Consider the following 23,902-nt stretch of genomic DNA (forward strand, 5'->3'; position numbering starts at 1 on the left):
CTCTCGTCAACAGGCTACACCCTCATGGCTCGTCAGCTCGTCCTGCTCCTCTCTGTCCTTCTATTCGATGTTGGCATCGTTCTCGCGAAATGTGCGAGTGCAAATGAGTCACCCGCAGCCCCCCGACGGGACGCCTCGTTGTTGGTCGAAGCAGAGAGTTTTCAGTCCTACGGTGGATGGGGCCTCGATACGCAGTTTATTCGAAACATGGGCTCCCCCTATCTGATTGCCCATGGTTTGGGCAAGCCGGTTGAGGATGCGGTCACCACTATCGAATTGCCCGCTACGGGTACCTACCACGTTTATGCTCGAACCAAAGATTGGGTAGCTCGGTGGAAAGCGCCTGGAAGCCCTGGTCGTTTTCAAATCCACGTGAACGGCAAACCGCTGCCCAACGATCTTGGTACCGAAGGCTCGGAATGGCATTGGCAGAAAGCAGGATCCGTGGATATCGCGACAACGCGTGTTGAGCTTCGCTTGAAAGATCTCATGGGGTTCGATGGACGCTGCGATGCGATTTACTTTAGCCAGAGCGATACTCCGCCCTCCAACAGCAATGACATTCTCCCAGCTTGGCGCAAAGAGATGCTGGGGCTTCCAGCTCAAACTGAGCAAAAGGGTGGTTATGACTTGGTCGTCATCGGGGGTGGCTACGCGGGGATGGGAGCTGCCATCTCCGCAGCCCGAATGGGTTGCAAAGTAGCGCTCATTCAAGACCGCCCTGTTCTCGGAGGCAATGGATCGAGCGAGATCCGTGTTTGGGCGATGGGCTTAATTCGCCGTGGTAAATATCCTCGCATCGGCGAAATCGTCGAAGAGTTTTCCGACAAAGCCAAGAAGTCTCCTGGGACCTTCGAGGAATTTGAAGATGCCAAGAAAGAAGCGTTGGTGCGAGCGGAAAAGAACATCGATCTGTTTCTGGAGCACCACGCCCACCAAGTGAAGATGGATGGCAAACGGATCGAGTCTGTGACCGCCTTTGAAGTTCGAACGAGTCGCGAACGCGAATTCCGCGGCAAATTGTTCGTCGACGCGACCGGGCATGGAACACTGGGAGCGCTTGCGGGAGCCGATTGGAACTTGGAAGAAAAGGGTCGGATGGGAATGAGCAACATGTGGGCTTGGGATGAAGCGACCGCGCCTACCCAGTTCCCCAAAACACCTTGGGCATTGCCGCTGGAAATGAAGGACTTTCCCTACCCGGTCGATCATCATGGGCAATGGTTTTGGGAAAGCGGTTTCGACAAAGACCCGCTCGGGGATGCAGAAGCGATTCGTGACTGGAATTTGCGAGCCGTCTTCGGGGCCTTCAACGCCATGAAGAATGGGGATGGCGCCACCAAGCATCCGACGGCCGTTTTGACCTGGGTCGCTTACATCGGAGGCCCCCGAGAATCTCGGCAGCTTTATGGGGATGTGATTCTCACCCAAGACGATGTTGTTTCGAAAAAGGAGTTCCCCGACGGCTGCGTCCCGAGTACTTGGAGCATCGACCTGCACTATCCTAAAAAACAGTTCGCCCAAAAATTCCCCGACAATCCATTCATCTCCATCGCCGAACATGATCGGCGCATCGACCGCAACTACGGTTACCCCATCCCCTATCGATGCTTCTATTCACGCAACATTGAAAATATGTTCATGGCGGGGCGTTGTATCAGCGTGACCCATGAAGCGTTGGGTACCGTCCGCGTCATGAAAACCTGCGGCATGATGGGTGAGGTCGTCGGCAAAGCAGCCTCGATTTGCGTTCAAAACGACTGTCTTCCTTATGCCGTCTACGAGCGGTACTGGAAACAGATGGACGAGCTTCTCCAGCTTCCCGGCAAAGCGTTCCGCCAAAACGTGAATGCCCCTCTCACCATTCCCGCTGACTCCCTTCCCCTGGCGAGCGAATTCGGCCCCATGACCGGAATCGATCCCGCGACACTCCCAGGCGTTGTCCTCGACAATCGGCAAGCAAAAACCACGGGCAAATGGACCAGCGGCGAAGGCCTGAAAGGATACTTCGCCCATGACTACGTTTATGCGGGCTCCGACTCCGGCGCATCCATTCGTTATGAATGGACTGCGGATCGCGATGGCGAGTTCCTTGTTCGGATTGCTTACCAGCCCCATGAGAATCGAGGATCTCGAGTACCCGTTCTCATCGAAACACCTGCCAAGTCCGAAACGGTGCGAGTCGATATGCGAAAGCCACCACGCGAGGACGGATGGGTAGAGGTGGGCCAAGTTCGATTGCGAGCGGGCGAAACTCTTGCCGTTACGTTGTCGACCGAGCAATCAGGTGGGTTCGTCCATGCCGATGCTCTTCAGATCCTTCCAACCCCTTGATCGAGTCGCGCAGCGGTGAATCCAAGATTGACTAAGCGATCTACTCCGTGGAAGAAGCAGTATGGTGCGCAAGGTTTCCGAGTGGCCTTGTTCGTTGCGATTCTAGCACTCTTTCACACCCTCGCAGGAGCGACGAAACAGGCGACCCGTTTCGATTCCAATGCAGATCAAATCGCCTTAGGAATGCTGCAACTTTATCCTCAGGGTGCGGTACGAGATACTCTTACCGATCAAGGAAAGTGGCTTGTTCGCGATGCCGAAGGAGAACCACTCGGTCAAATTATCCAAACAGCACCGGAGAGCGATTCGGCCATTGGATTTTCAGGCTCTACCAATCTGCTGATCGCATTTGACGCATTCGACATCGTCCTCGATATTCAGATCGCGCGTAGCGACGACACTCGCGACCACGTTGAATTGATTCAACAGCACGAATCCTTTCTCAAGCAATGGATCGGGAAGAGCCGCGCCGAATTGATCCAAGCATCGCAAGTTCTCCCCGTCGCAGGTGCGACCTTGACCAGCACCGCGATCATTCAGGGGATGCAAAAGCGACTTGGAGGGAGAACCGTCATGTCCAAATTCTCCCCCAGCCTTTCCCTCGCGAGCGCCCAAGCCCTCATCCCCAACTGCGAGCGAGTCGAACGAGACAAGTCGTTCCACAGTCTTTGGATCGCCAAGGATAACCGAGGGCGCGAATTGGGTTGGATTCTTCGTACAAGCCCAACCGCTGACAACTTGATCGGTTATCAAGGTCCTTCGGACACTCAGATTGCATTCGCTCTGGATGGCAAGGTGATCGGTATTCACATCGGAGAAAGCTTCGATAACGAACCCTATGTAGGATATGTCCGACAAGATGCCTGGTTTGCCGAAACATGGACCAACTACCCATGGCCGGGGATAAGTGAGATCGATTTGAAGCAGGAAGGAATAGAAGGCGTCTCGGGAGCGACGATGACCAGTATGTGCATCGCGGAGGGACTCGTCGCGACGGCGAAGGCATTGCATGATGTGCAAGAAGCGGAGCGAGTGAATCGATTTCAATGGTTTGCGGCGCTGGAGCAACATGGAGGAACGGTTGCGATCACGCTGTTCGGAACGTTGTTCGCATTGAGCTCCTGGAGAAGTCATCCTTGGTTGCGGCCGCTGCTGCAGATCGCTGTGGTCGGATATCTCGGATTATTCCAAGGAGATCTGTTATCGATCGCGATGTGGGTGGGCTGGGCCAAGCATGGAGTCCCCTGGGCAAACAGTCTCGGGTTGATAGTCCTCACCGTCGCGGCAGTAATCGTTCCTATGGCGACGAAGCACAATGTCTATTGCTCCCATGTTTGTCCTTACGGAGCTGTCCAACAAATGTTGCCCCGGCGTTGGCGAATCAAGACTCCGCACGCGAAGTGGCTCAGCGGTTTGCTACGAACGATTCGTCCATTGCTGTTCGGTTGGGTCTTCTGCGTGGGCCTCCTTTCAGTACCAGGAAATTTGGCGGATATCGAACCGTTTGATGCGTTCCTATGGCGAGTCGTGGCGATTCCAAGCCTCATCGTAGCGATCCTGGGAATTCTTCTCTCTCTCGCAATTCCGATGGGATATTGCAAACATGCTTGCGTGACCGGGAGTGTCATCAACTATCTGCGGCCGGGGACTCACAAAACATTTTTCATGCGGTCCGACCAATTTGCACTCGGATTCTTCTTGCTAGGGCTCGTCATCTACTGGATCGCCTAAGTCCGACTTGACTCCCAATTTACCAATTCTCTATAGATTGCCAGAATGATGAGAGTTGCTGTATTGTTACCAAATTGGGTAGGGGACACCTGCATGGCAACGCCGACGCTACGTGCGATCGCGCAGTTGCCATCCGTGGAGGAATTGGTTTTGGTAGGAAAGCCCGGACCACTTTCAGTTCTAGAAGGGCTCCCATTTGCCCAACACCAAATCGCCTACAAACCTAGATCTCGCTCCCCCGAATTGCTGTCGCGGCGGGGGGTTGCTGCAGAGCTGCGTCGGCGCCATCTCGACGCCATCGTGCTGCTGCCTAACTCCTTGTCGACCGGATTGATAGCATGGCTTTCCCGTATTCCCAGACGCATCGGCTATGTCAAGAACGGCCGCGGCCTTCTCCTGACGGACGCCATCGCGATTCGCACCACCTTGGAACGCCCCAATGCCGATGGATCTTTGACGTCCCGAACCAGCATCAACTGGTCACGGCAGCCCGCCATCGATTACTACCTTCACCTAGCAGAACAATTAGGGGCTTCCTCCTCGGATCGCCGGATGGAATTAGCGGTGCGAGAAACTGATCGCGTCGAAGCGGAAAGATTGTTGGATCGAGTGGGATTCGATCGAACTCGCAAATTGATCCTCATCAACAACGCCTCGGGGAGTTCACCCGCGCGACTTTGGCCCCAAGAATACGCAGTGCAGCTCGCAAAACGTCTGGCGGAGTCGGGGCATCAAGTCCTCTTTCACGCAGGTCCTGCCGATCGCCAGGTCTCGCTGGCGTATGCGACTGCCGCGAATCATTCCGCAGTACAAAGCATGGGAGTCGCCGAACAGCTCCCGTTAGGACTTTCGCGAGGATTGATCGCGGCAGCGGACTTGCTGGTGACAACCGATAGCGGGCCTCGCCACATCGGAGTGGCCCTCAACAAACGAGTGCTGACGATGTTCGGCCCAACCGACACAGCCCCGACTCGAACGTATAACGTTCCAGAGATAGCTCTGGAGACTCAGCAATCGTGCCGCCCTTGCGGAAAGGACATCTGTCCCCTGCAGCATCACAAATGCCTGCGAGATCTCGGACCCGATACCCTGGTCAAAGCCATTGCCACCTTGCTAGCAGACTCACCATTGTCGCTTCAGCCATCGACGACAACATCCGCCGCCTAGAGTCATCGAATACGTTTCTGTATTCCCATGGCGAGCTTTGCGCCTTGGCGAGACACTTCTTCCTGCCCCAATTTCTCGCAAAGGCGCCAAGCTCGCACCAACCCAGAACCCAGAAGTTTCTCGCTAAGGCGCCAAGCTCGCAATGGGAGAAAGGGGGATGAAGAGAGGGGAGCGTGATGTATGACGAGCTTTAAAAAGTGATCCGAAGCCAATCCGATAAAGTTCGCGATTCATTCGATTCCCTCCATCTCTTCTCCCCCATCCTTACCGCCTTTGCGCCTTGGCGAGACACTTCCCCCCCAGGAACCAAGAAGAAGTTTCTCGCAATGGCGCGAAGACGCAAAGAAAAGAACCGAACGCAAGAGAAAGATGACCGTTCGGCAAACGCGCTGGAAGGCACGCATCATCAACAACGACTCGGTATCAACTCCGCGATCCTCCTCCCCCTCCGCGGTCGATTCACCACTGAATTCAATCCATAGCAGCAAGATTGATAAGCTCTTGGAAGAGTCCTAGACGCGAAGCATCACCAATCCCTTCCTTTATTCCCTTCCTGTATTCCCTTTGCGAGCTTTGCGCCGTGGCGAGACACTTCTTCCTGCCCCAATTTCTCGCAAAGGCGCCAAGCTCGCACCAACCCAGAACCCAGAAGTTTCTCGCTAAGGCGCCAAGCTCGCAATGGGAGAAAGGGGGATGAAGAGAGGGGAGCGTGATGTATGACGAGCTTTAAAAAGTGATCCGAAGCCAATCCGATAAAGTTCGCAATTCATTCGATTCCCTCCATCTCTTCTCCCCCATCCTTACCGCCTTTGCGCCTTGGCGAGACACTTCCCCCCCAGGAACCAAGAAGAAGTTTCTCGCAATGGCGCGAAGACGCAAAGAAAAGAACCGAACGAAAGAGACGGTGGCCATTCGGCAATCGCGTTGAAAGGCACGCATTAGCAATAACGACTCGATATAGTCTCCGCGATCCTCTGCGCCCTCCGCGGTCGATTCACCACTGCAATCAAACCTTAGCAGCAAGATTGATAAGCTCTTGGAAGAGTCCTAGACGCGAAGCATCACCAATCCCTTCCTTTATTCCCTTCCTGTATTCCCTTTGCGAGCTTTGCGCCGTGGCGAGACACTTCTTCCTGCCCCAGTTTCTCGCAAAGGCGCGAAGGCCCAAAGAAAAGAACCAAACGCAAGAGAAGGTGACCATAAGGGCTAACCGACTCGAATTAGGAATCCGATGTCTTCGCGCTCGAGGGCTTCGTACCAGAATCGGACTTGGCGCTTCCGGAACCAGAACTGCTCGATGCACCCGAGGAATCCGAACTCGAGCTCTTGGAATCCGACGCAGCGGATTTCTTGTAGGAATCACTTCGATAATCGGTCTGGTAGAAGCCGGACCCTTTGAACATGACAGCTCCTCCTGTTCCGATGAGCCGACGAAGTTTCTTCTTCTTGCACGCAGGGCAAGTCTTCTCAGGTTCTGCTGAGATCGATTGATAGAGTTCGAATTTATGTTGGCAAGCGTCGCATTCGTAATCGTAAGTTGGCATGTTCGAATCTCCTTAACTGGCCGCACCCGTTGAAACGATAACCATGCTCGGTCGGATGACCCGATCGTGAAGCATATAACCGACGGAGGTCTCCATCATCACCAAACCGGCCGCGTATTGCGTGCTTGGTTGTTGTGCGATGGCTTGATGAACATTGGGATCGAAGGGTTGCCCCAACGCTTGGATCGGCTTGCAGTGATGCTTCTCCAGCACTCCAGTCAGTTGTTGCAATACCAAACGAACGCCCTCGACCAATCCTCCAGCTTCGCCCGACTTCACCGAAGCCTCGGTTGCACGATGAAGATTATCGACGACATCCAGCATGTCCCGCACCAGATCCCCGGCTGCGTATTTGAGCTGTTGTTCCGTATCGCGCAGCAATCGCTTTCGAAAATTCTCAAGTTCGGCCTGCGCCTTGAGTTCCCGATCTCTGTACTGTGCAACTTGTTGTTCCAATAGATCCACAATCTGTTCTGGCGTTTCCACCCCATCTCCGTGCATTTGCTCGACCACCGAGTCGAGGGCTTCATCTCGCATTGGATTTTCTGATTGATTGTTCGCTGTCATGGTCGTGTCGTGAGTTATTTGGTCTTAGTCGTTTCAGAGTTCGGTGCAGTGAAGTATTCCATGATTCGATCCATGAAACCTTTCCGCTCCGGGGTAATTTCCTTTTCCTCTAGCTCTGCCAGCTCTCGGAGTAGCTCCTGCTGCCTTTTCGAAAGCTTCTTGGGAACTTCGATGAGGGTCTCGACGAGCAAGTCCCCTTTCGCACCCGAATGAGGATCCGGCATTCCGAGACCGCGCAGTCTATACACCGTACCGCTCTTGGTCCCAGCATGGATTTCCAACGACCGTTTGCCGTCGAGCGTCGGAACATCAAGGCTCGTTCCCAACGCGGCCTGGCAGTACGAAATTGGAAGCTGAATGATCAAGTTATGTTCGTCTCGATGAAAGATCGAGTGCTGCTTCAAATGAATGAAGCAGTACGCATCTCCCCGCGGTCCGCCATCAGGACTCGGTTGCCCTTCTCCAGGCAGTCGCACACGCATGCCATCGTCTACCCCCGCCGGAATCTTGACCTCCAGCTTGACCTCCGTTGGCTTCAAGCCTTGCCCATCGCACGTCTTGCACGGTTTGCTAATGGTCTTACCGCTACCGCGGCAAATGGGGCAAGTAGTTTGGACACGCAAAATGCCAGTTGACTGAACGACCTGTCCTCGCCCTTGGCAGCGACGGCACATTTCAGGCTGCGAACCAACCTCTGCACCCGAGCCGGAGCACGTTTCGCAAGCGATGTGCCGTGTCAGAGAAACGGTCTTGGTCACACCGCGAGCCGCTTCTTCCAGTTCCAACACCACATCGCAGCGAAGATCCGCCCCTTTCCGAACTCGCGAACGAGTCCGCCCTCCGCCAAAGAAGTCTTCGAAGATCGTACCTCCGAAAACATCCCCAAACGCCTCGAAGATGTCTCCGACGTCGCGGAACCCTCCACCGCTCCCATCGACGCCCGCATGCCCGTACTGGTCATAGCGCGCGCGCTTCTGCTCGTCGCTCAAGACTTCGTAGGCTTCGGCCGCCTCCTTGAACTTATGGATGGCGTCTTCGTTCCCCTGATTGGAATCGGGGTGGTATCGAAGCGCAAGCTTTCGATAGGCCTTCGCTATTTCATCCTGGGCCGCACCTTTAGGAACACCCAGAACCTCGTAGTAATCCCGTTTGCCAGACACTGTTCAACTCTTCCCGCGGCGAAAATCTCGCGACTATCGAGAACCGGACATAAAAAAGGGCCATTCGCATACCGCGTATTGCGATTGCGAATGACCGCTTGGCTTTGGGACACAAAGTCCCTAGGGCTCGCACGTCGCGTACCAGCCCTTGGATCGATCGATAGATCCCTAGAACCGAAAACCGGTGCTAGTTGATCGCGCCTTCAACCCTGCGCTTCTTCTTGTCTTCCTTGTCATAGGTGGTTACCAACGCTTCGGTCGTCAAAAGCAATCCGGAGATGCTCGCTGCATTAGCCAGCGCCGTGCGGACCACCTTCACAGGATCGATAATCCCGGACTTGAGCATATCCACATACTCACCCTTGTTCGCATCGTAACCATGCGTCAAAGGTTTCTGGCTGACCTCATCGGCAACGACGCTTCCGTCGATACCGGCATTGTCAGCGATTTGACGAAGAGGAGCCTCTAAAGCGCGGAGAATGATGTCCGCACCCGTTCGCTCGTCATCCTTAAGGCTGTCTACAACAGACTTGACCGCCTCGCGGCAGCGAATCAACGCAACGCCACCTCCAGGGAGAATACCTTCTTCGACCGCAGCTCGCGTCGCGTGCAAAGCGTCTTCCACACGAGCCTTCTTTTGCTTCATGTCGGCTTCGGTTTCCGCACCAACACTGATGACCGCGACACCGCCAGCCAACTTCGCCAGTCGCTCTTGGAACTTTTCCTTGTCGTACTCGCTGTCGGTTTGCTCGATCTGAGCACGGATCTGAGAGACGCGTTGATCAATCGATTTGCGATCTCCACCCCCTTCGACGATGGTCGTGTTGTTCTTATCGACAACGACCTTCTTCGCTCGACCGAGATGCTCCAACGAGATCTTCTCCAACTGAATACCCAAATCTTCGCTGATAAAGGTACCGCCGGTGAGAACTGCAATGTCTCCCAACATCGCTTTGCGACGATCGCCGAAACCAGGTGCCTTGACAGCACAAACGTTCAGCGTGCCACGCAGCTTGTTTACCACCAACAACGTCAACGCTTCTGCATCGACATCTTCCGCAACGATCAAGAGGGGTTGGCCCGACGCGCTGGCTTTCTCCAGAACCGGAACCAAGTCGCGGATGTTGCTGATCTTCTTTTCATAAAGAAGGATCAGTGCATTGTCGAACGTGCAGCTCATGTCGGCTGGCGTATTGATGAAGTAAGGGGACACGAATCCCTTGTCGAACTGCATCCCGTCGACATATTCCACGGTTGTTTGAGCAGTCTTGCCCTCTTCAACCGTGATCACGCCGTCCTTGCCAACTCGCTCCAACGCTTCGGCGAGGAGAGAACCAATGGACATGTCATTGTTCGCGGAGATCGCGCCAACGTTCGCGACTTCGTCCCGGTTGCTGACGGGCTTGGCCATCCCCTGCAGCTTATCGACAGCCGCTTCCACAGCCTTATCGATCCCTCGACGAATCGCGGAGGGATTGCTACCCGCTGCAATGTTGCGAAGTCCTTCTTTGAAAATAGCGCGAGCGAGAACCGTCGCAGTCGTCGTCCCGTCCCCAGCCAGATCGCTGGTCTTTTGGGCAACTTCGACCACAAGCTTCGCACCCATGTTTTCGAAGCGATCCTCGAGTTCGATCTCCTTGGCCACCGTCACACCGTCTTTGGTAACGGTCGGGCCGCCGAAGCTCTTGTCGATGATCACGTTGCGGCCAGTGGGGCCCATCGTGACGGCGACCGCGTCTGCCAACTTCTCAACCCCTTGCAACATTCTCGCTCGGGCTTGATCGTCAAATAGTAATTGCTTTGCCACGCTTAGTTAATCCTTGTCGTAGGTTTGATGCGATGATTGAAAAAAACGAAGCGTTGCCTTACGCGAGCTTGGCAAGAACATCGCTCTCGCGAAGGATCTTGTACTCAACACCGTCTACTTCTACTTCGCTTCCGCCGTACTTGCCGAAGATCACTTCGTCCCCAACGGAAACACTCAACGCTGCTCGCACGCCATTGTCCAGCAATTTGCCTGGACCGACCGCGATCACCTTTCCACGCTGTGGCTTCTCTTTCGCCGAATCGGGCAGAACAATGCCCCCTGCGGTGGTTTCTTCCGCTTCCATCGGCTGAACAACGACACGATCATCGAGCGGACGGAGATTAACTTTTGCCATGTTGATTTACCCTTGTATTGAATTGTGATGATGTTTTTTAAATGCGTCGCAATCGATCAGTGTCGCGACGCCTGAGCTATCAAATAGTCGAGGCAACTTCGGCCAGCACTACATCATGCCGCCCATGCCGCCCATACCGCCCATACCTCCCATACCTCCCATACCTCCCATACCTCCCATTCCTCCCATGCCACCCATTCCGTGATCATGGTCGTGATGTCCGCCAGCTGCGGGCTCTTCTTCCTTAGGAATTTCCGTGATGAGCGACTCGGTCGTGAGCAACAGCGATGCAACCGACGCAGCATTGCTCAAGGCCGTTTTCACCACCTTGGCTGGATCGATGATCCCCGCCTTGATCATGTCGACATACTTGTTCGCATTGGCGTCGTACCCTTCGGTGCGTTCTTTTTGCTGACGCACACGATTGACCACCACGGCGCCATCCAGGCCCGCGTTGTTGGCAATCGAACGGAGTGGGTAATCGAGGATGTTCGCGATGATCATCGCGCCGAACTTCTCGTCCCCTTCCAAGGTCAGCTTCTTCAACGCGGCTTCGCATCGGAGCAATGCAACGCCGCCGCCAGGAACGATCCCTTCATCCAACGCGGCCTGAGTCGCAGCCTTCGCGTCGTCGAGCAACGCCTTGCGCTCCTTCATTTCGGTTTCGGTCGCAGCCCCGACGTTGATCTGAGCAACCCCTCCAGCCAGCTTGGCCAAACGCTCTTGCAACTTTTCGCGATCGTAATCGCTATCGGTGTTGTCAATCTCGCGACGGATCTGAGCAACGCGACCTTCGATCGCATCTTTCTTCCCCGCCCCGCCGATGATCACGGTGTTTTCACTCGTGATGGTGATCTTTTTGGCTCGACCCAAATCGGTGATCTTAACCGACTCCAAATCGATACCGAGATCCTTGAAGATGGCCTTGCCATTGGTCAAGGAAGCGATGTCTCCCAAAATCGCTTTGCGGCGATCGCCATACCCCGGAGCCTTCACTGCAGCCACGCTGAGAATGCCTCGCATCTTGTTGATAACCAAGGTCGCCAGCGCATCACCGTCGATATCTTCCGCGATAATCAACAAGGGCTTCTTCGCCTTGCTAATCGCTTCCAGAATCGGGATGAGTTTCTTGTTGTTGCTGATCTTTTCTTCGTGGATGAGGATATGGCAATCCTCGAGCTCCACCGTCACTTCGTCTTGATTGGTGACGAAGTGCGGGGAGAGGAATCCGCGATCGAACTGCATCCCCTCGACGACTTCCACCGTCGTTTCACTGCCACGCCCTTCTTCCACAGCGATGACGCCATCTTTTCCGACCTTGATAAAGGCCTCGGCAAGCACGTCGCCGATGGTTGGGTCGTTGTTTCCGGCGATCGTCGCAACTTGCTTGATCTCTTTCTTGCTCTTGGCGTCGATCGGAATTGCGATCTTATCGATCTCTCCCTTCACGACTTCTACGGCCTTTGCAATCCCGCGAGAGAGAGACATCGGGTCGGCGCCCGAAGCAATCATTTTCAGGCCTTCACGGAAAATCGCTTCCGCCAGAACCGTCGCGGTGGTCGTTCCGTCACCAGCAACGTCATTCGTCTTGCTAGCCGCCTCTTTCACCAACTGGGCGCCCAAGTTCTCGTAAGGGTCATCCAACTCGATTTCTTCTGCAACCGTGACACCGTCCTTAGTGATCTTTGGCGAGCCCCAGCCCTTGTCGAGCACCGCATTGCGACCGCGAGGTCCCAAGGTGCTGCGAACCGCTTTTGCTAGCTTCGAAACACCAGCCAATAACGGCTGACGCGCTTCGTCATCAAATACCATCTGCTTTGCCACGTTGAACTCCTTGCGATGTGTCGGTAATTACCAACGAACTAAATATTTGCCTGATCGCCAACCCTTCCGGTCGGCGGGCCACCCTTGCCATCAATCGGGAGGGAAAGCCTGTTCACGCTCGACTTGAACTTGTACGGACGCCTGCATTGGGAATGGGTCCCCAGCCAACACGCCTCAACTGGAAAAACGAAATCAGCCAGTTTTGGCAGTCTCCGCTAGGGCATCTCGACACTGAGCAATCCGTGTGCCAGCCGAAAAAGATTGAACGTAAGCCACTACAGCACAAATACTTGCGACGAGAAAGCCGTTCGTTCTCGCCGGAGCACTGTCAAAAACGACATGCGTCCACCAACGCGTCGAGGTCGCCCGGGGTATGAGCGATATTCAAGCTCACTCGCAACAGACTCCCCCCTTCTGGCACGGTGGGAGGTCGTATCGCCGGGACGTAAAACCCCCCTTCCGCCAACCGCTGACTCCAAGCCACCACATCGCGCACCGACGGGGCATAAATGGGAATAATTGGACTATCCCCCTTTCCCACGCGGTGCCCCAAATCCCTCAATCGATCGCGCAGCGTCTGCGACACACTTCGCAATGCACTCCTTTCCTTCCCCATCGCGCCAAGCATATCCACCGCGACCGCGGCTGCCCGGCAATGCCCTAGAGGCAACGAGGTGCTGTAAAGGAACGAACGCGCCGCATTCTCCAAATACCGAATCAGAACACCGGGACCTACCACGAACCCGCCCGAACATCCAATCGCCTTGCTCAGCGTCCCAACTTTGATCCATCGGTCCGAACGGCAGCCTCGCTCCTCAAGCAACCCACTCCCTCGCTCCCCATATACCCCCGTCGCATGGGCTTCGTCCACGATCAAGCCGAGGTCGTACTCTTGAGCAAGCGCCTCGAGTTTTTCGACAGGGGCCACATCGCCATCCATGCTGAACACCGAGTCGGTCACTACCCAGGCGCGTCGCCCCTCACCACGATGCCGACGCACCAGCGCTCGCAACTCCTCGAGATCCGCGTGGGGATAAATGAACGTTCTCGCTCGACTGAGGCGACAACCATCGATCAAGCTCGCGTGGTTGAGCCGATCGCTAAACACCACGTCCTCTCCCTTCGCCAGAGCGCTCACCACCCCCACATTCGCCGCATAACCACTTGAGAAAAGCAATGCCCCTTCGCTGCACGCCATCGCAGCAAGCCTCCTTCGCAACACTTCATGCGCTTCGGTGTGCCCGGTAAGCAACGGGCTCGCGCCTGCACCATATCTCCCCGATGGCAGGACACAGGCAGCCTCCCGGACACGAGGCTCCCAACTCAAAGCGAGATAATCGTTCGCCCCAAAGTGAACCAAACTCCGACCATCCGGAGCCTCGATGCAACGCGCCGACCGAGGGGTCCAGGTCGAGACGCGGCGAAGCAAACCTGCTTCCTCCCGATCCTGCAAGAGACTGTCCAACTCCCCCCACAACGAATATGGCCCTGCCATCGCTTCCTGAATCCTTGGTAATTTCGCCACAAACGGAACGTTTCCGCCCAACCGGGTTTGATTCACCCATAAGCGTAAACCATAATTGCTAGCCGGAATCAGCCCGGCGATTTTGGAAGAGCATTCCTTGGCACCCAGCCATGCAACTTACCCATCCCAACGTATTAATCACAGACGACGATCGAGATTTTCGATTGTCCCTGGCGGACGCATTGACCCGTCGCGGATACGCCCCCGTCCTGGCAGCGGATGGAATAGAAGCTCTCGACGTGATCCGACACGGCAATATCCATCTGGCCTTGATGGATGTCCATATGCCTCGGCTCGACGGACTCGGGACATTGGAAACAGTTCGATCTCAACATCCCGACATGCCTTGCATTTTGATGTCGGCGGAACTCGATGACGCCATTGTCGCGAGGGCCATAGCGCTGCGAACCCCAGAAGTTCTTCGCAAACCCTTTCGTCTGCAAGTACTGGCCGAAAAGATCCAGCGCCTCATGGACGCGGCTTATCGAATCCGATAGTGTCTCCCTAACGAACACCCGAAAGCAAGGTGCTCAACGGCGAATCGTCGGGAACCACTTCCACCATGTCTTCGACCTCTCCTACCGACCCGTCGATACCCCACGGCAATCTCCACGGCTTCCGAAGATACTTTCGCGAAGACGTTCTTTCCGGGTTCCTGGTTTTTCTCATCGCACTTCCACTTTGTCTCGGAATCTCGTTAGCTAGCGGTTTCCCACCCCAAGCAGGTATCTTCACCGCCATTGTCGGCGCGTTGCTCACTCCCTTCCTCAGCAATAGCGAGCTGACGATCAAAGGGCCCGCGGCAGGTCTGATCGTAATCGTCCTCGGGTGCATCCAGTCGTTCGGAGGAGACGGCGATGCGATCTTCAGCCTGGCGGATACGGCGGCATACCGCGCGACACTCGCTGTGGCATTGGCCGCAGCTTGCCTCCAGTTCGCGTTCGGGCTTTTCCGAGGTGGGATTATCGGCGACTTTTTCCCCAGCGCTGCCGTTCACGGAATGCTCGCTGCGATCGGTGTCATCATTATGCTCAAGCAGTTTCCGGTCGCGCTGGGAGTGAGCGCGAAAGGCGAACCACTGGAACTGCTCCAAGAGATCCCCCATTTCATCTTGGAGGCGAACCCCGCCATCGCAGGAATTGGATTTACCAGTTTGGCCATCATGTTTCTTTGGCCGATGCTGGGCGCAAGACTGCCATGGCTCAAGCCAATCCCTTCCCCATTGATCGTGTTGGCCATCTCGATCCCCATGGGCGTTTGGCTGCAGTTGCTTCACCAACACTCTTATTACTTGGCCAACCACGAATACCAACTCGGCGATCAATACCTCGTTCCCATTTCCGGAGAGTTGTTCGGGCTGTTTCATCAATTCGAGACGCCTGATTTTGAAGCGTTGGGGCAACCCAAGGCTTGGTGGTGGGTTTTTCTTTTCTTCATCATCGGAAGTCTCGAATCGCTCTTGAGCGCGAAAGCCGTGGATCTGCTCGATCCCTTCAAACGCAAATCGAGTTTAGACCGAGATCTCATGGCGGTTGGAGTTGCCAATGCGGCTGCTGCCGCGATCGGAGGATTGCCGATGATCTCCGAAATCGTTCGCAGTCGAGCGAATGTCGATAACGGTGCACGAACTCGTTTCTCCAATCTCTGGCACGGGGTCTTTCTGCTGGTCTGCTGCAGCCTGATCCCGATGTTCCTCCATTTGATTCCACTCTCCGCCTTAGCTGCCATGCTGGTCTACACGGGATATCGCTTGGCTCACCCTCGCGAGTTCATCAACGTGTATCGGATCGGACGCGAGCAGCTCATGATCTTCGTTATCACGCTGTGTGCGGTCCTAGCGACCGACCTCTTGGTCGGCATCTTGATCGGAATCGGAGTGAAGATCGCATTGCATATCGCCAACGGGGTCCCGCTCAAGTCGATTTTCAAACCCTATTTGGAAGTGGAGCAACAGGGGGAAGATCGCTGCGTTATCCACGCGCACCAGTCCGCCATTTTCTCGAACTGGATCCCGTTTCGTCGCCAAATCGAAGACCTCGGATTGATCCAACGCCAAAACGTCACCATCAACCTCAGCAACACCAAAATCGTCGATAGCAGTGTGATGGAAAAACTACACGAGATGCAAGAGATCTTCACAAGCGAAGGACTGGAACTGAAGATCACCGGCTTGGAAAGCCATTCGGCGTTCGCATCCCATGCCATGTCGACTCGCAAGGGTGGATTGCTTCGGATGCGACGGCTCACCGTTCTGGCCTCCATCGAGCTGGGAGATCGTATCGAAGCCATTTGCAATCCTTTTGAGCTCGTGTCTTTCGCCTCCCAAGAATGCAAAGGTCGCAGCTCATTTTCATCAATGCACGATATGGAGCTTCCCGCCGCTCCCATCTCGAAATACTTGCGCATCGAAGTCGTCGCCTCCTCCGCCGTCTGCGAATCGATCGTTGCTCAGATGCGCATCGAACTCCAACCCGCCGATGCTGTGACCGTATACACCGAATCGATCGATATGATGCGCCGACCTGTAGGTCCCTCAGCGATCGATGGCGAATCGATTTCGCTCGATCCGGCCCAAACTTCCATCAATCAATAAGCCCTCGGACAGCAAGACTCAAACATCGATCTCGAACGCACCATCGAGCGTGGCGTGGAGATGGGCGCCGTCGAGCTTCCAAGATTCGAGCGTGGGCCAAACATCCGCTTCAGGGTTTTCGCAAAAAATGTGACCACCTGCCGGTACGGCGTGCAACACGGATCGCAATCCCGATCGATGCTCTTCGAAGAACTTGCCTCGCAAAGCCCCGTGCGGTAACAGCAGCCAGTCTAGCCTGGGAGCGCATGCCCCACAGGTCGCGGAGGTCACCAAATCGACATGGATCACAATGGCACTGAGAATCGGATTGCATAATAACGCAATCACTCGCGACGCATCGGTCTCGCACCCGGTGTCCACAATCCTGCCGTTGAATCCAGCCTGTCCGTGGCTCACCATCCCAAAGTCGATATTGCGAAGCCTCAACTGCTCCGACAACTGTTCGACCAAGCTATCGGAATCAAGGCACTTGGCAACTCCGATCAAACGAATCCGACTAGGACTATCGTTCGGAAAGAGCATATCGACAATCGCATCTCCGACCTTTTGGGGTTTCCCAAAAAGAGGGGAAACGTGCGGAGAGAGCGACGGTCCCGCATTGACTTCCACGACCGCCCCTCGCTGCGACTCAAGCGGTTCCGAAATGTCGGTCGCGAGGATATCCAGTCCAGCGATATCGAGCCCCACGACGCGGGCTGCGAGCACGGCTTGTTCGGCTAAATCCGGATGCACCTCTTCGGTGCAGTCGGTTGTCAAGTCGCCTGTTCGACGTACGAGAACTTCTTGACCGGGCAAGGGAATACTGTGGACTTCCAGCGATTGCTTCTTTAATTCGATAATGGCCCCTGCATCGAGTTTCACTACGCCGAGAGGATCGGTGTAGGCCTCACCGCGACGTGGATCTTGATTGAGAAGCGCGACCAATTCTTCCACGGTGCTTCTACCGTCTCCGATGACGATTTCCGAATGCCCGCGCGCTGCCGCGACCATGCGGTTCCCGACGACCAGCAGTCGATGGTGGTATCCTCGCGCGAATTGCTCGACCATGACTTCATCGGACTGACCATCTTGGACGGCCCAATCGTAGGCCTTCAAGATCTCATCGCGGGTCGATAGCTCGATCGAGATTCCTCGCTGATGGTTTGCATTGACCGGTTTGACCACGACAGGGAAGCCAATCTCCTGGGCGGCGGTCCAAGCGTCTTCGGCATCGCGGACTTGCCGACCATGCGGGACCGATACTCCGACCTGCCGCAATAGTCTCTTGGTCAAGTCTTTATCGCTCGCGATGGCTTCCGCGATGGCGCTGGTAGCATCGGTTTCTGCCGTCCAAATGCGACGTTGGTATTTTCCTTCTCCTAATTGCACGAGCGACCCTCGATTGAGTCGTGTGTAAGGGATGGAGCGTCGCCGCGCGGCGCGAAGGATCGCGCGCGAACTAGGGCCCAGGCGCACATCGTCGGCGTAATCGAACAATTCCCGGAACTTCGCAGGGATGGAAAAATTCTCCCCGCGACGATAGCTGCCGATCATTTCCACGGCCAGTTCGAAGCATCGCTCGCTGAGCTCCTGCTCTTCCATCTCCATGGGAAGGACCACGGAATCTTCACCGGAATCGATTTGAGCCTGAAGATCCAATCGTTCTCGTGTGTCTTGGGTAGGAACACCCGCCATGGCCGAGAACCAACGAGCACATGCCAGCAATAAGTCCCCAGCGAATGAGGAGGTCGCAACCGCACGCGCTCGCAATTCCGCATTGGCAACGCTTTGTGGGTGGGTCGTGGTGTAGCTTTTGCTTTCGAGAAATGCCAACAGGTCTGCGGAGAGAGCAGGACCTATCGACAACGTTTCCGCCGCTTGCGATGCAGGGTAGTGAAGCTCCAGCATCGGAGCGGGCGACCACCGATTGGGGCCGATCAACGTGACGAAGCGGAGGTCTGACATAAAGCTCTGGCGGGGAAAGGCAATGGAACGACTGGCGTAGACAAGTGGGAAGTGTACTACGAATCGCTGGATTCGTCACAATCCCAGATGCGCCGTTCCATCTATTTTGCTCCAGGTCGCCAGAGCTCTCTTCGAAAAGCGTGCTTCCGCCAGCCGTCTAATTCTGCTTGGGTCGGAAGGTGGGTTGAAATCCATCCGAGACGCGCTCGCTCGAGATGAATTTTAGACGGGAACTATCGACTTCTACCGGCCGAGAACGCCCGGTTCGGCCAGACGCTTCGTTGGCAGCAACGGGATCATCCGAATCGAGCAAATTCGGATTCCATCGGGGCTTCACATCGATTCCTGCGGGAGATTCCAAAGGAACGATTCTCGCCTGAGAGGGATCGGAATTGGTGGTCGGTCTCAAAGTGGGAGGAACCGGAACTGGCCCTCGATTCATGAGGGCTTGATCGATCCAACTTTCCGGTTGCGGCGAAGGATTGCGAGGGAGCATCCCACCCGAGAGTTGGTTGAGGGTCGGAGAAACCTCGGTTGCGGGTCGTTGCACCGAAGCCGAACCGTTCAAACTCGGTTGTCGCGTCGCTTCGGGGTCTCCCGCTGGTAGACCCGACGGGGGAAGAATACTCGAACCAGGAAGCCCGCTCGCAGGAGGCAGAGCAGTCGACGGGTTGGAGGGAACCGAAGGGTACAAGGGGGCAGGTGCTGTTGGAAGCACCGAATTGGCTCCATTCCCTGTTGGAGCGCTGTAGGTAGGTGCTCCGTAGGGAACGACCGACGCCGCACCAGGAATGCTCGGGGCAACCCCGGATAGAGCTGGACTGCTGTAATTCGGTGGGGGGATCGTCGTAGCCGCCGAGCCAGGCAAAGGGCAAACGCCATTGGCGCACGGACTCATGCTATTCGCGGAAGGTGCATAATAGGAACTGGTCGCTGGGCTCGCGTAAGCTGGAACATTCGCGGCCGCAGGAACGACTGTCGAAACAGGTGGAAGCACCGAAGCACCATAGCCGACAGTGGACGGTGAAACAGTGGACGGTAAAGCCGACGGATAGGAACTCGAGATGGTCGTTCCCAGCGGATAGGCGGTGGTGGCCGGATAACTCGAGTTCGAGGGGTAAGGGACCGTGGGAACATTGGATACCACCGCCGCAGGCATCAGCGCCGTAACAGGCTGAACGGCGGAGGTTTGATACGTCGTCGCGGGCAAAGAACTGGCTGGCATTCCCATCGAGACTCCCGAAGTACCCAATGAAGCGCTTCCAACCGGTGCCCCGGCGTAAGGGATCTGTTGGTAACCTGGATAAGATGGAGGATACGATGCACTGGTAGCCAACCCCGCAGGGTAGTATCCGGGACCCGTGATCCCTGGCCAACGATTCGCCTGCAACCCAACTTCACCCAGCAAGGGTCGGGGCGAGGCCAAAGGAACGCGTTGAGCTTGATACTGCACCGAAGTGCAAGGCTGAAGGCTGGTAACGGTGGTACCCGTCCTCGGATCAAAGCTGGTCACTGGACGATAGTAAGTGACCGGCGTGGCATTCCATGCCGTATCGTAGGTGGCAGTGGGCAAATAACCTGCAACAGTCTGCGGCACCCCAAACGGTACAGACGCCAATCCGGTGGCAGAAGGTGGCTGAGTCGCGTAGGGACCATAATTCGCTACAACGGCCGCATAGTTCGCAGTGACGGGAACGGGACCGATCGGGTAGGCAGGTCGATTGCGATTCAGAATCGCGTCCATCCAAGGCCCTGCGTGAGCAGACTGCGCCATCGTTGCAAACGAGAGGCAGCTCATGGCGATCCAGCTGGATAAATGCGTACGCATGAAGAGGTCCTGGACTAGGATGTTAGGATGATGGGAGGGACCAACTCGGCCACTCGCACTAATCTGATGCCATACCCCCGGCTTGGGTCAATCAAAAGATGATAGCAAATTCGCAACTCGAATCGATTTCACCGAAGCGTGTTCCGGTTGTAGCGGATATACCTTTCGCAATAGCACATCCATGGGCAAACCGAATTTAGGAAAAGACCGAATTCCCACTCGGATTCCAGGTTGGGACAGTTGGTCGTACCGCTTGGGTTGCCCCGTTTGGGGGTGCAAGGAATGGGCCGGCAAAGTCTATCCCAAAGGTATTGCTAGCGAGCATCTACTTACTTGGTACTCTCATTCCTTCCCCGCCGTAGAGGGAAACAGCACCTTCTATTCCGTTCCCGACGCCGCCACCTTTCGGCGATGGTCCGATCAATCCGCTCCAGGCTTCCAGTTCTCGCTGAAGTTCCCTCGTAGTATTTCCCATGATCACATGCTCCACGGGTGCGACGAATTGTTGCGAGAGTGGCTTGCCCGTTTGGAGTTGCTCCGCGAAGCAAACAAGCTGGGACCTACTTTTCTTCAACTTGGACCTTCCTTCTCCTTTCAACACTTCGAACGTCTCCGACGCTTTATCGATCAGCTTCCTATCGATTGGCCTTGGGCTGTCGAGGTCCGGCATCGCGATTGGTTTGATGAAGGGGAGCGAGAAGAACGACTGCGGACGCTTCTGACCGAAAGGCAAATCGACCAAGTCCTCTTCGATTCCCGCCCCCTCAACTCGCTCGCACCATCCGATGCGACCGAGCAAGCTTCACAGGGTCGCAAGCCGAAGAGTCCTTTTCGCGCGACGGTAACGGGAAAACGACCGATGGTACGCCTCATCGGTCGCAACGAACTGGATGAGGTTACCGGTTACTGGGATGAGTGGGCACAACGAATCGCGGAATGGATTCGGAGTGGCCTGCAGCCGTGGATCTTTACCCATGCGCCCGACGACCGATTCGCCCCCGATCTCGCGGCGGATTTCCATCGTCGATTGCGACAGATTCTCCCAGATCATCCCGATCTTCCTTGGCCTGCCGCGGAAAAACAAGAACCCGAGGGACTCACGCAACTGGAGTTGTTCTGATCAGTCTCTTGTTGCTGGAGTACAATTACTACCTCGGATTCGCTCCTTGCATCCTTCCGATTCCTCGACCGACCGACTAAGGTATGTTCGCTGCCGGCCGGTACCGACGCTGGGGATCGCATCGCTCTTTTTAACATCACTGCCTGTCAATATTCTCATGTCTTCGGATAACACATCAGTTGGACAACCGCTCGAAGCGGTTCCGGTTTCGATGACACCGTTGCAGCGGTTTGAGGAATATTTGCAGAGCAAAGGGCTTCGAAATACGGAGCAGCGCAAACATCTGCTGGAGCAAGTCTTCAATCGCCACGAGCATTTCGATGCAGACCAGCTCATCGACCAGCTTCCTTCCAAGGGGAGCGCCAACTACGTCTCCCGTCCGACTGTCTACCGGACCTTGAGGGAGTTTGTGGATGCAGGGCTGCTGCAGTGTTTTGAGCTCGACGGTCGCAGCGTTTACGAACATGACTATGGCTACCCTCAGCACGACCATCTCTATTGCACCAAATGCCGAAAGCTGATCGAGTTTACGAGCGAAGATACCCTTCGAATCCGAGACGAAGTCGCCAAGCAATTCCGTTTTCGGGCCAAGGAGCATCGGTTTATCATCCACGGCGTCTGCGATGAGTGCACCAAGAAAAGATCGCGCGACCGCCGGCAAGACCGCGTCTGAATCCCATAAAGTCGACGACTTCGACGGTCCGAAGGCTTGGGAAAGTACGGCGCGCGGTTTACACTGGTGGCCGTTCTGAACGGCTTGTAGGTCCCAAATAGGAAAGTGATTGAAGATGGCGGATCGGAAGGGGAGTTCATTTGCTGGGGTAGGCGTAGCGATCGTAACACCATTCCGCGACGGCAAACTCGACGTCGAGACCCTCAAGCAACAGATCGAATACCAAATCGCATCGGGTACCCATTTTCTGGTCCCCGTCGGTACGACCGGCGAATCGCCGACGTTGAGCCACGATGAACACGAACGAGTGATCGGCGAGGTCATCCAGCTCTCGGCGGGTCGCTGCAAAGTGATGGCGGGAACGGGTAGCAACTGCACATCCGAAGCATTGCGACTCACGCGCCGAGCCGCGAAGGAAGGGGCCGACGCGTCACTCCAGGTCGCTCCTTATTACAACAAGCCAACGCAGCGAGGCTTCTACGAGCATTTCAAAGCGATTGCAGAAGACGTTGGAATCCAGCATTGCGTCTACAACATTCCGGGACGATCCGCGAAGAATATCGAGCCAGAAACCATCGCCAAACTGGCCGAATTGCCCAACATCACGATGGTGAAGGAAGCGACCGGATCGCTCGACCAGTGTTCGCAAATCCTTAATACGACCAACTTGACCGTGCTCAGCGGCGACGACTCGTTGACATTACCTATGATGAGCATCGGTGCCGAAGGGGTCATTTCGGTCGCAGGGAATATCGTTCCCAAGGACATGATCGCGTTGGTGCAAGCGGCGTTGGCAGGGGATTTCGCTCTCGCCAAGACGCTTCACCATAAGCTATTCCCCCTCTGTCGAGACATGCTCTCGCTCGCTACCAATCCCATCCCGGTCAAGGGTGCGATGAAGCTATTGGGGCGCGATACCGGCGAGCTGCGACTCCCGATGACCGAATTGGAACCCAACCAATGGGATGCTCTGGCGAAAACTCTCAAGACCTACGGCATCCTTTAGAACTCCCCTGTGCGACTCACGAATCTGGTCGCAAGGGCGAGAAACCCACCGAAATCAAACGAATGACCCAAACGGGCATAGAGCGACAGCCCCCCCTTAGAGGGCGATAATGTTGCGACAATTAACAATTGATGCCAACCACATCCAGTGTTCCTTTGGTATCATTGGATCGGCGTCGCATCACCCGTTTGAGGAACCGAGAATGACCGAGTCACGCCGGGCGGATGATCTCACAGCAACAACTTACGAGCAAATGAAGCGGTTAGCAGCTAGCTATCTGCAGCTGGAGTCCTCGACGGTTACCCTCTCTCCGACCGTGCTCGTCCACGAAGCGTATTTGAAACTTTCCAAACAGGACGGAGATCAATACCAAAGCCGTGGGCACTTTTTGGCGCTCGCAGCCACCATGATGCGGCGGATCTTGGTAGACCACGCCCGATCTCGCAAACGACTCAAACGAGGTGGGGAGTTTGTTCGCGTCCTGTTCGACGAGGATCTCAAGCTTTCGGTCTCCAACGAAGAGGATGTCCTTGCCATCGATGAATTGATCGAAGAACTGCAGAAGCTCGACGAGCGGCAAGCCCGGATTGTCGAGATGCGATTCTTTGGCGGAATGACGGTACCCGAAGTTGCCGAAGTCCTCGGTCTATCAACACGAACCATTGAGAACGAATGGCGGATGTGCCGAGCATGGCTTCGAAAGCGGCTTGAAGGGTAACCGATT

The 23,902-nt window shown here is 55.5% G+C and carries 20 protein-coding genes; 11 read left to right on the forward strand and 9 right to left on the reverse strand.

The features are described 5' to 3' along the window. The first annotated feature begins 24 nt into the window (after positions 1-24). The 5 genes from VN12_RS18200 to VN12_RS18220 all read left to right on the forward strand — a co-directional run bounded on the left by VN12_RS18200 (position 25) and on the right by VN12_RS18220 (position 6,160). On the forward strand, positions 25-2,334 hold the full coding sequence (locus tag VN12_RS18200) for an FAD-dependent oxidoreductase (protein ID WP_146678169.1): 2,310 nt from the start codon (positions 25-27) through the stop codon (positions 2,332-2,334). A 27-nt stretch (positions 2,335-2,361) separates the two neighbouring features. Further along, a complete protein-coding gene (locus VN12_RS18205; protein WP_205855081.1) occupies positions 2,362-4,065 on the forward strand; it encodes a 4Fe-4S binding protein in 1,704 nt (567 codons plus the stop codon). Between the two features lie 48 nt (positions 4,066-4,113). Then, positions 4,114-5,232, forward strand: coding sequence for a lipopolysaccharide heptosyltransferase II (gene waaF, locus VN12_RS18210; RefSeq protein WP_256388147.1), 1,119 nt, complete (start codon positions 4,114-4,116; stop codon positions 5,230-5,232). A gap of 197 nt (positions 5,233-5,429) precedes the next feature. Continuing rightward, the gene (locus tag VN12_RS18215; protein WP_146678172.1) at positions 5,430-5,714 is read left to right on the forward strand and encodes a hypothetical protein; all 285 of its coding nucleotides are present in this window, start codon (positions 5,430-5,432) and stop codon (positions 5,712-5,714) included. A 251-nt stretch (positions 5,715-5,965) separates the two neighbouring features. Then, positions 5,966-6,160, forward strand: coding sequence for a hypothetical protein (locus VN12_RS18220; protein ID WP_146678173.1), 195 nt, complete (start codon positions 5,966-5,968; stop codon positions 6,158-6,160). A gap of 292 nt (positions 6,161-6,452) precedes the next feature. On the opposite strand, the gene VN12_RS18225 is transcribed toward VN12_RS18220, so the two are convergent. The 7 genes from VN12_RS18225 to VN12_RS18255 all read right to left on the reverse strand — a co-directional run bounded on the left by VN12_RS18225 (position 6,453) and on the right by VN12_RS18255 (position 13,984). Continuing rightward, a complete protein-coding gene (locus tag VN12_RS18225) occupies positions 6,453-6,776 on the reverse strand; it encodes an FmdB family zinc ribbon protein (RefSeq protein WP_146678174.1) in 324 nt (107 codons plus the stop codon). A 12-nt stretch (positions 6,777-6,788) separates the two neighbouring features. Then, complete coding sequence (gene grpE / locus VN12_RS18230) at positions 6,789-7,343, reverse strand: nucleotide exchange factor GrpE (protein ID WP_146678175.1); 555 nt, start codon at positions 7,341-7,343, stop codon at positions 6,789-6,791. Positions 7,344-7,357: 14 nt separating this feature from the next. Further along, a complete protein-coding gene (dnaJ, locus tag VN12_RS18235) occupies positions 7,358-8,503 on the reverse strand; it encodes a molecular chaperone DnaJ (RefSeq protein WP_146678176.1) in 1,146 nt (381 codons plus the stop codon). Between the two features lie 187 nt (positions 8,504-8,690). After that, entirely contained in the window at positions 8,691-10,310 is a 1,620-nt protein-coding gene (gene groL, locus VN12_RS18240; RefSeq protein WP_146678177.1) for a chaperonin GroEL, read from the reverse strand. Positions 10,311-10,368: 58 nt separating this feature from the next. Beyond that, positions 10,369-10,665 (reverse strand): co-chaperone GroES, encoded by a 297-nt coding sequence (gene groES, locus VN12_RS18245; RefSeq protein ID WP_146678178.1) that lies wholly within the window; start codon positions 10,663-10,665, stop codon positions 10,369-10,371. A gap of 108 nt (positions 10,666-10,773) precedes the next feature. Continuing rightward, positions 10,774-12,477 carry a chaperonin GroEL gene (groL, locus tag VN12_RS18250; RefSeq protein ID WP_205855282.1) on the reverse strand — a complete coding sequence of 568 codons (1,704 nt, stop codon included), beginning with the start codon at positions 12,475-12,477 and terminating at the stop codon, positions 10,774-10,776. Between the two features lie 340 nt (positions 12,478-12,817). Further along, positions 12,818-13,984 (reverse strand): aminotransferase class I/II-fold pyridoxal phosphate-dependent enzyme, encoded by a 1,167-nt coding sequence (locus tag VN12_RS18255; RefSeq protein ID WP_146678180.1) that lies wholly within the window; start codon positions 13,982-13,984, stop codon positions 12,818-12,820. Positions 13,985-14,124: 140 nt separating this feature from the next. Here VN12_RS18255 and VN12_RS18260 point away from each other — a divergent pair, with 140 nt between their 5' ends. Together VN12_RS18260 and VN12_RS18265 are read left to right on the forward strand one after the other, a co-directional pair. Next, positions 14,125-14,511 (forward strand): response regulator, encoded by a 387-nt coding sequence (locus tag VN12_RS18260; RefSeq protein WP_146678181.1) that lies wholly within the window; start codon positions 14,125-14,127, stop codon positions 14,509-14,511. Between the two features lie 65 nt (positions 14,512-14,576). Continuing rightward, complete coding sequence (locus VN12_RS18265; protein WP_146678182.1) at positions 14,577-16,607, forward strand: SulP family inorganic anion transporter; 2,031 nt, start codon at positions 14,577-14,579, stop codon at positions 16,605-16,607. A gap of 18 nt (positions 16,608-16,625) precedes the next feature. Here VN12_RS18265 and VN12_RS18270 read toward each other — a convergent pair whose 3' ends face one another. Together VN12_RS18270 and VN12_RS18275 are read right to left on the reverse strand one after the other, a co-directional pair. Beyond that, positions 16,626-18,551 carry an acetate--CoA ligase family protein gene (locus VN12_RS18270; RefSeq protein WP_146678183.1) on the reverse strand — a complete coding sequence of 642 codons (1,926 nt, stop codon included), beginning with the start codon at positions 18,549-18,551 and terminating at the stop codon, positions 16,626-16,628. Between the two features lie 157 nt (positions 18,552-18,708). After that, positions 18,709-20,379, reverse strand: a complete 1,671-nt coding sequence (locus VN12_RS18275; protein WP_146678184.1) for a hypothetical protein — start codon at positions 20,377-20,379, stop codon at positions 18,709-18,711. Positions 20,380-20,560: 181 nt separating this feature from the next. Between VN12_RS18275 and VN12_RS18280 the strand changes: the two genes are divergently transcribed. The 4 genes from VN12_RS18280 (at position 20,561) to VN12_RS18295 (ending at position 23,896) form a co-directional block, all read left to right on the forward strand. Further along, positions 20,561-21,499 carry a DUF72 domain-containing protein gene (locus VN12_RS18280; RefSeq protein WP_146678185.1) on the forward strand — a complete coding sequence of 313 codons (939 nt, stop codon included), beginning with the start codon at positions 20,561-20,563 and terminating at the stop codon, positions 21,497-21,499. A 46-nt stretch (positions 21,500-21,545) separates the two neighbouring features. Beyond that, positions 21,546-22,172: a Fur family transcriptional regulator gene (locus VN12_RS18285; protein ID WP_315850173.1), complete on the forward strand. Its 627-nt coding sequence runs from the start codon at positions 21,546-21,548 to the stop codon at positions 22,170-22,172. Between the two features lie 115 nt (positions 22,173-22,287). Then, on the forward strand, positions 22,288-23,178 hold the full coding sequence (gene dapA / locus VN12_RS18290; RefSeq protein WP_146678186.1) for a 4-hydroxy-tetrahydrodipicolinate synthase: 891 nt from the start codon (positions 22,288-22,290) through the stop codon (positions 23,176-23,178). Positions 23,179-23,380: 202 nt separating this feature from the next. Then, positions 23,381-23,896, forward strand: a complete 516-nt coding sequence (locus tag VN12_RS18295) for an ECF-type sigma factor (RefSeq protein WP_168164492.1) — start codon at positions 23,381-23,383, stop codon at positions 23,894-23,896. The last annotated feature ends 6 nt before the right edge of the window (positions 23,897-23,902 follow it).

Origin of the sequence: Pirellula sp. SH-Sr6A (assembly GCF_001610875.1) — a bacterium.
Taxonomy (GTDB): domain Bacteria; phylum Planctomycetota; class Planctomycetia; order Pirellulales; family Pirellulaceae; genus JBKCUI01.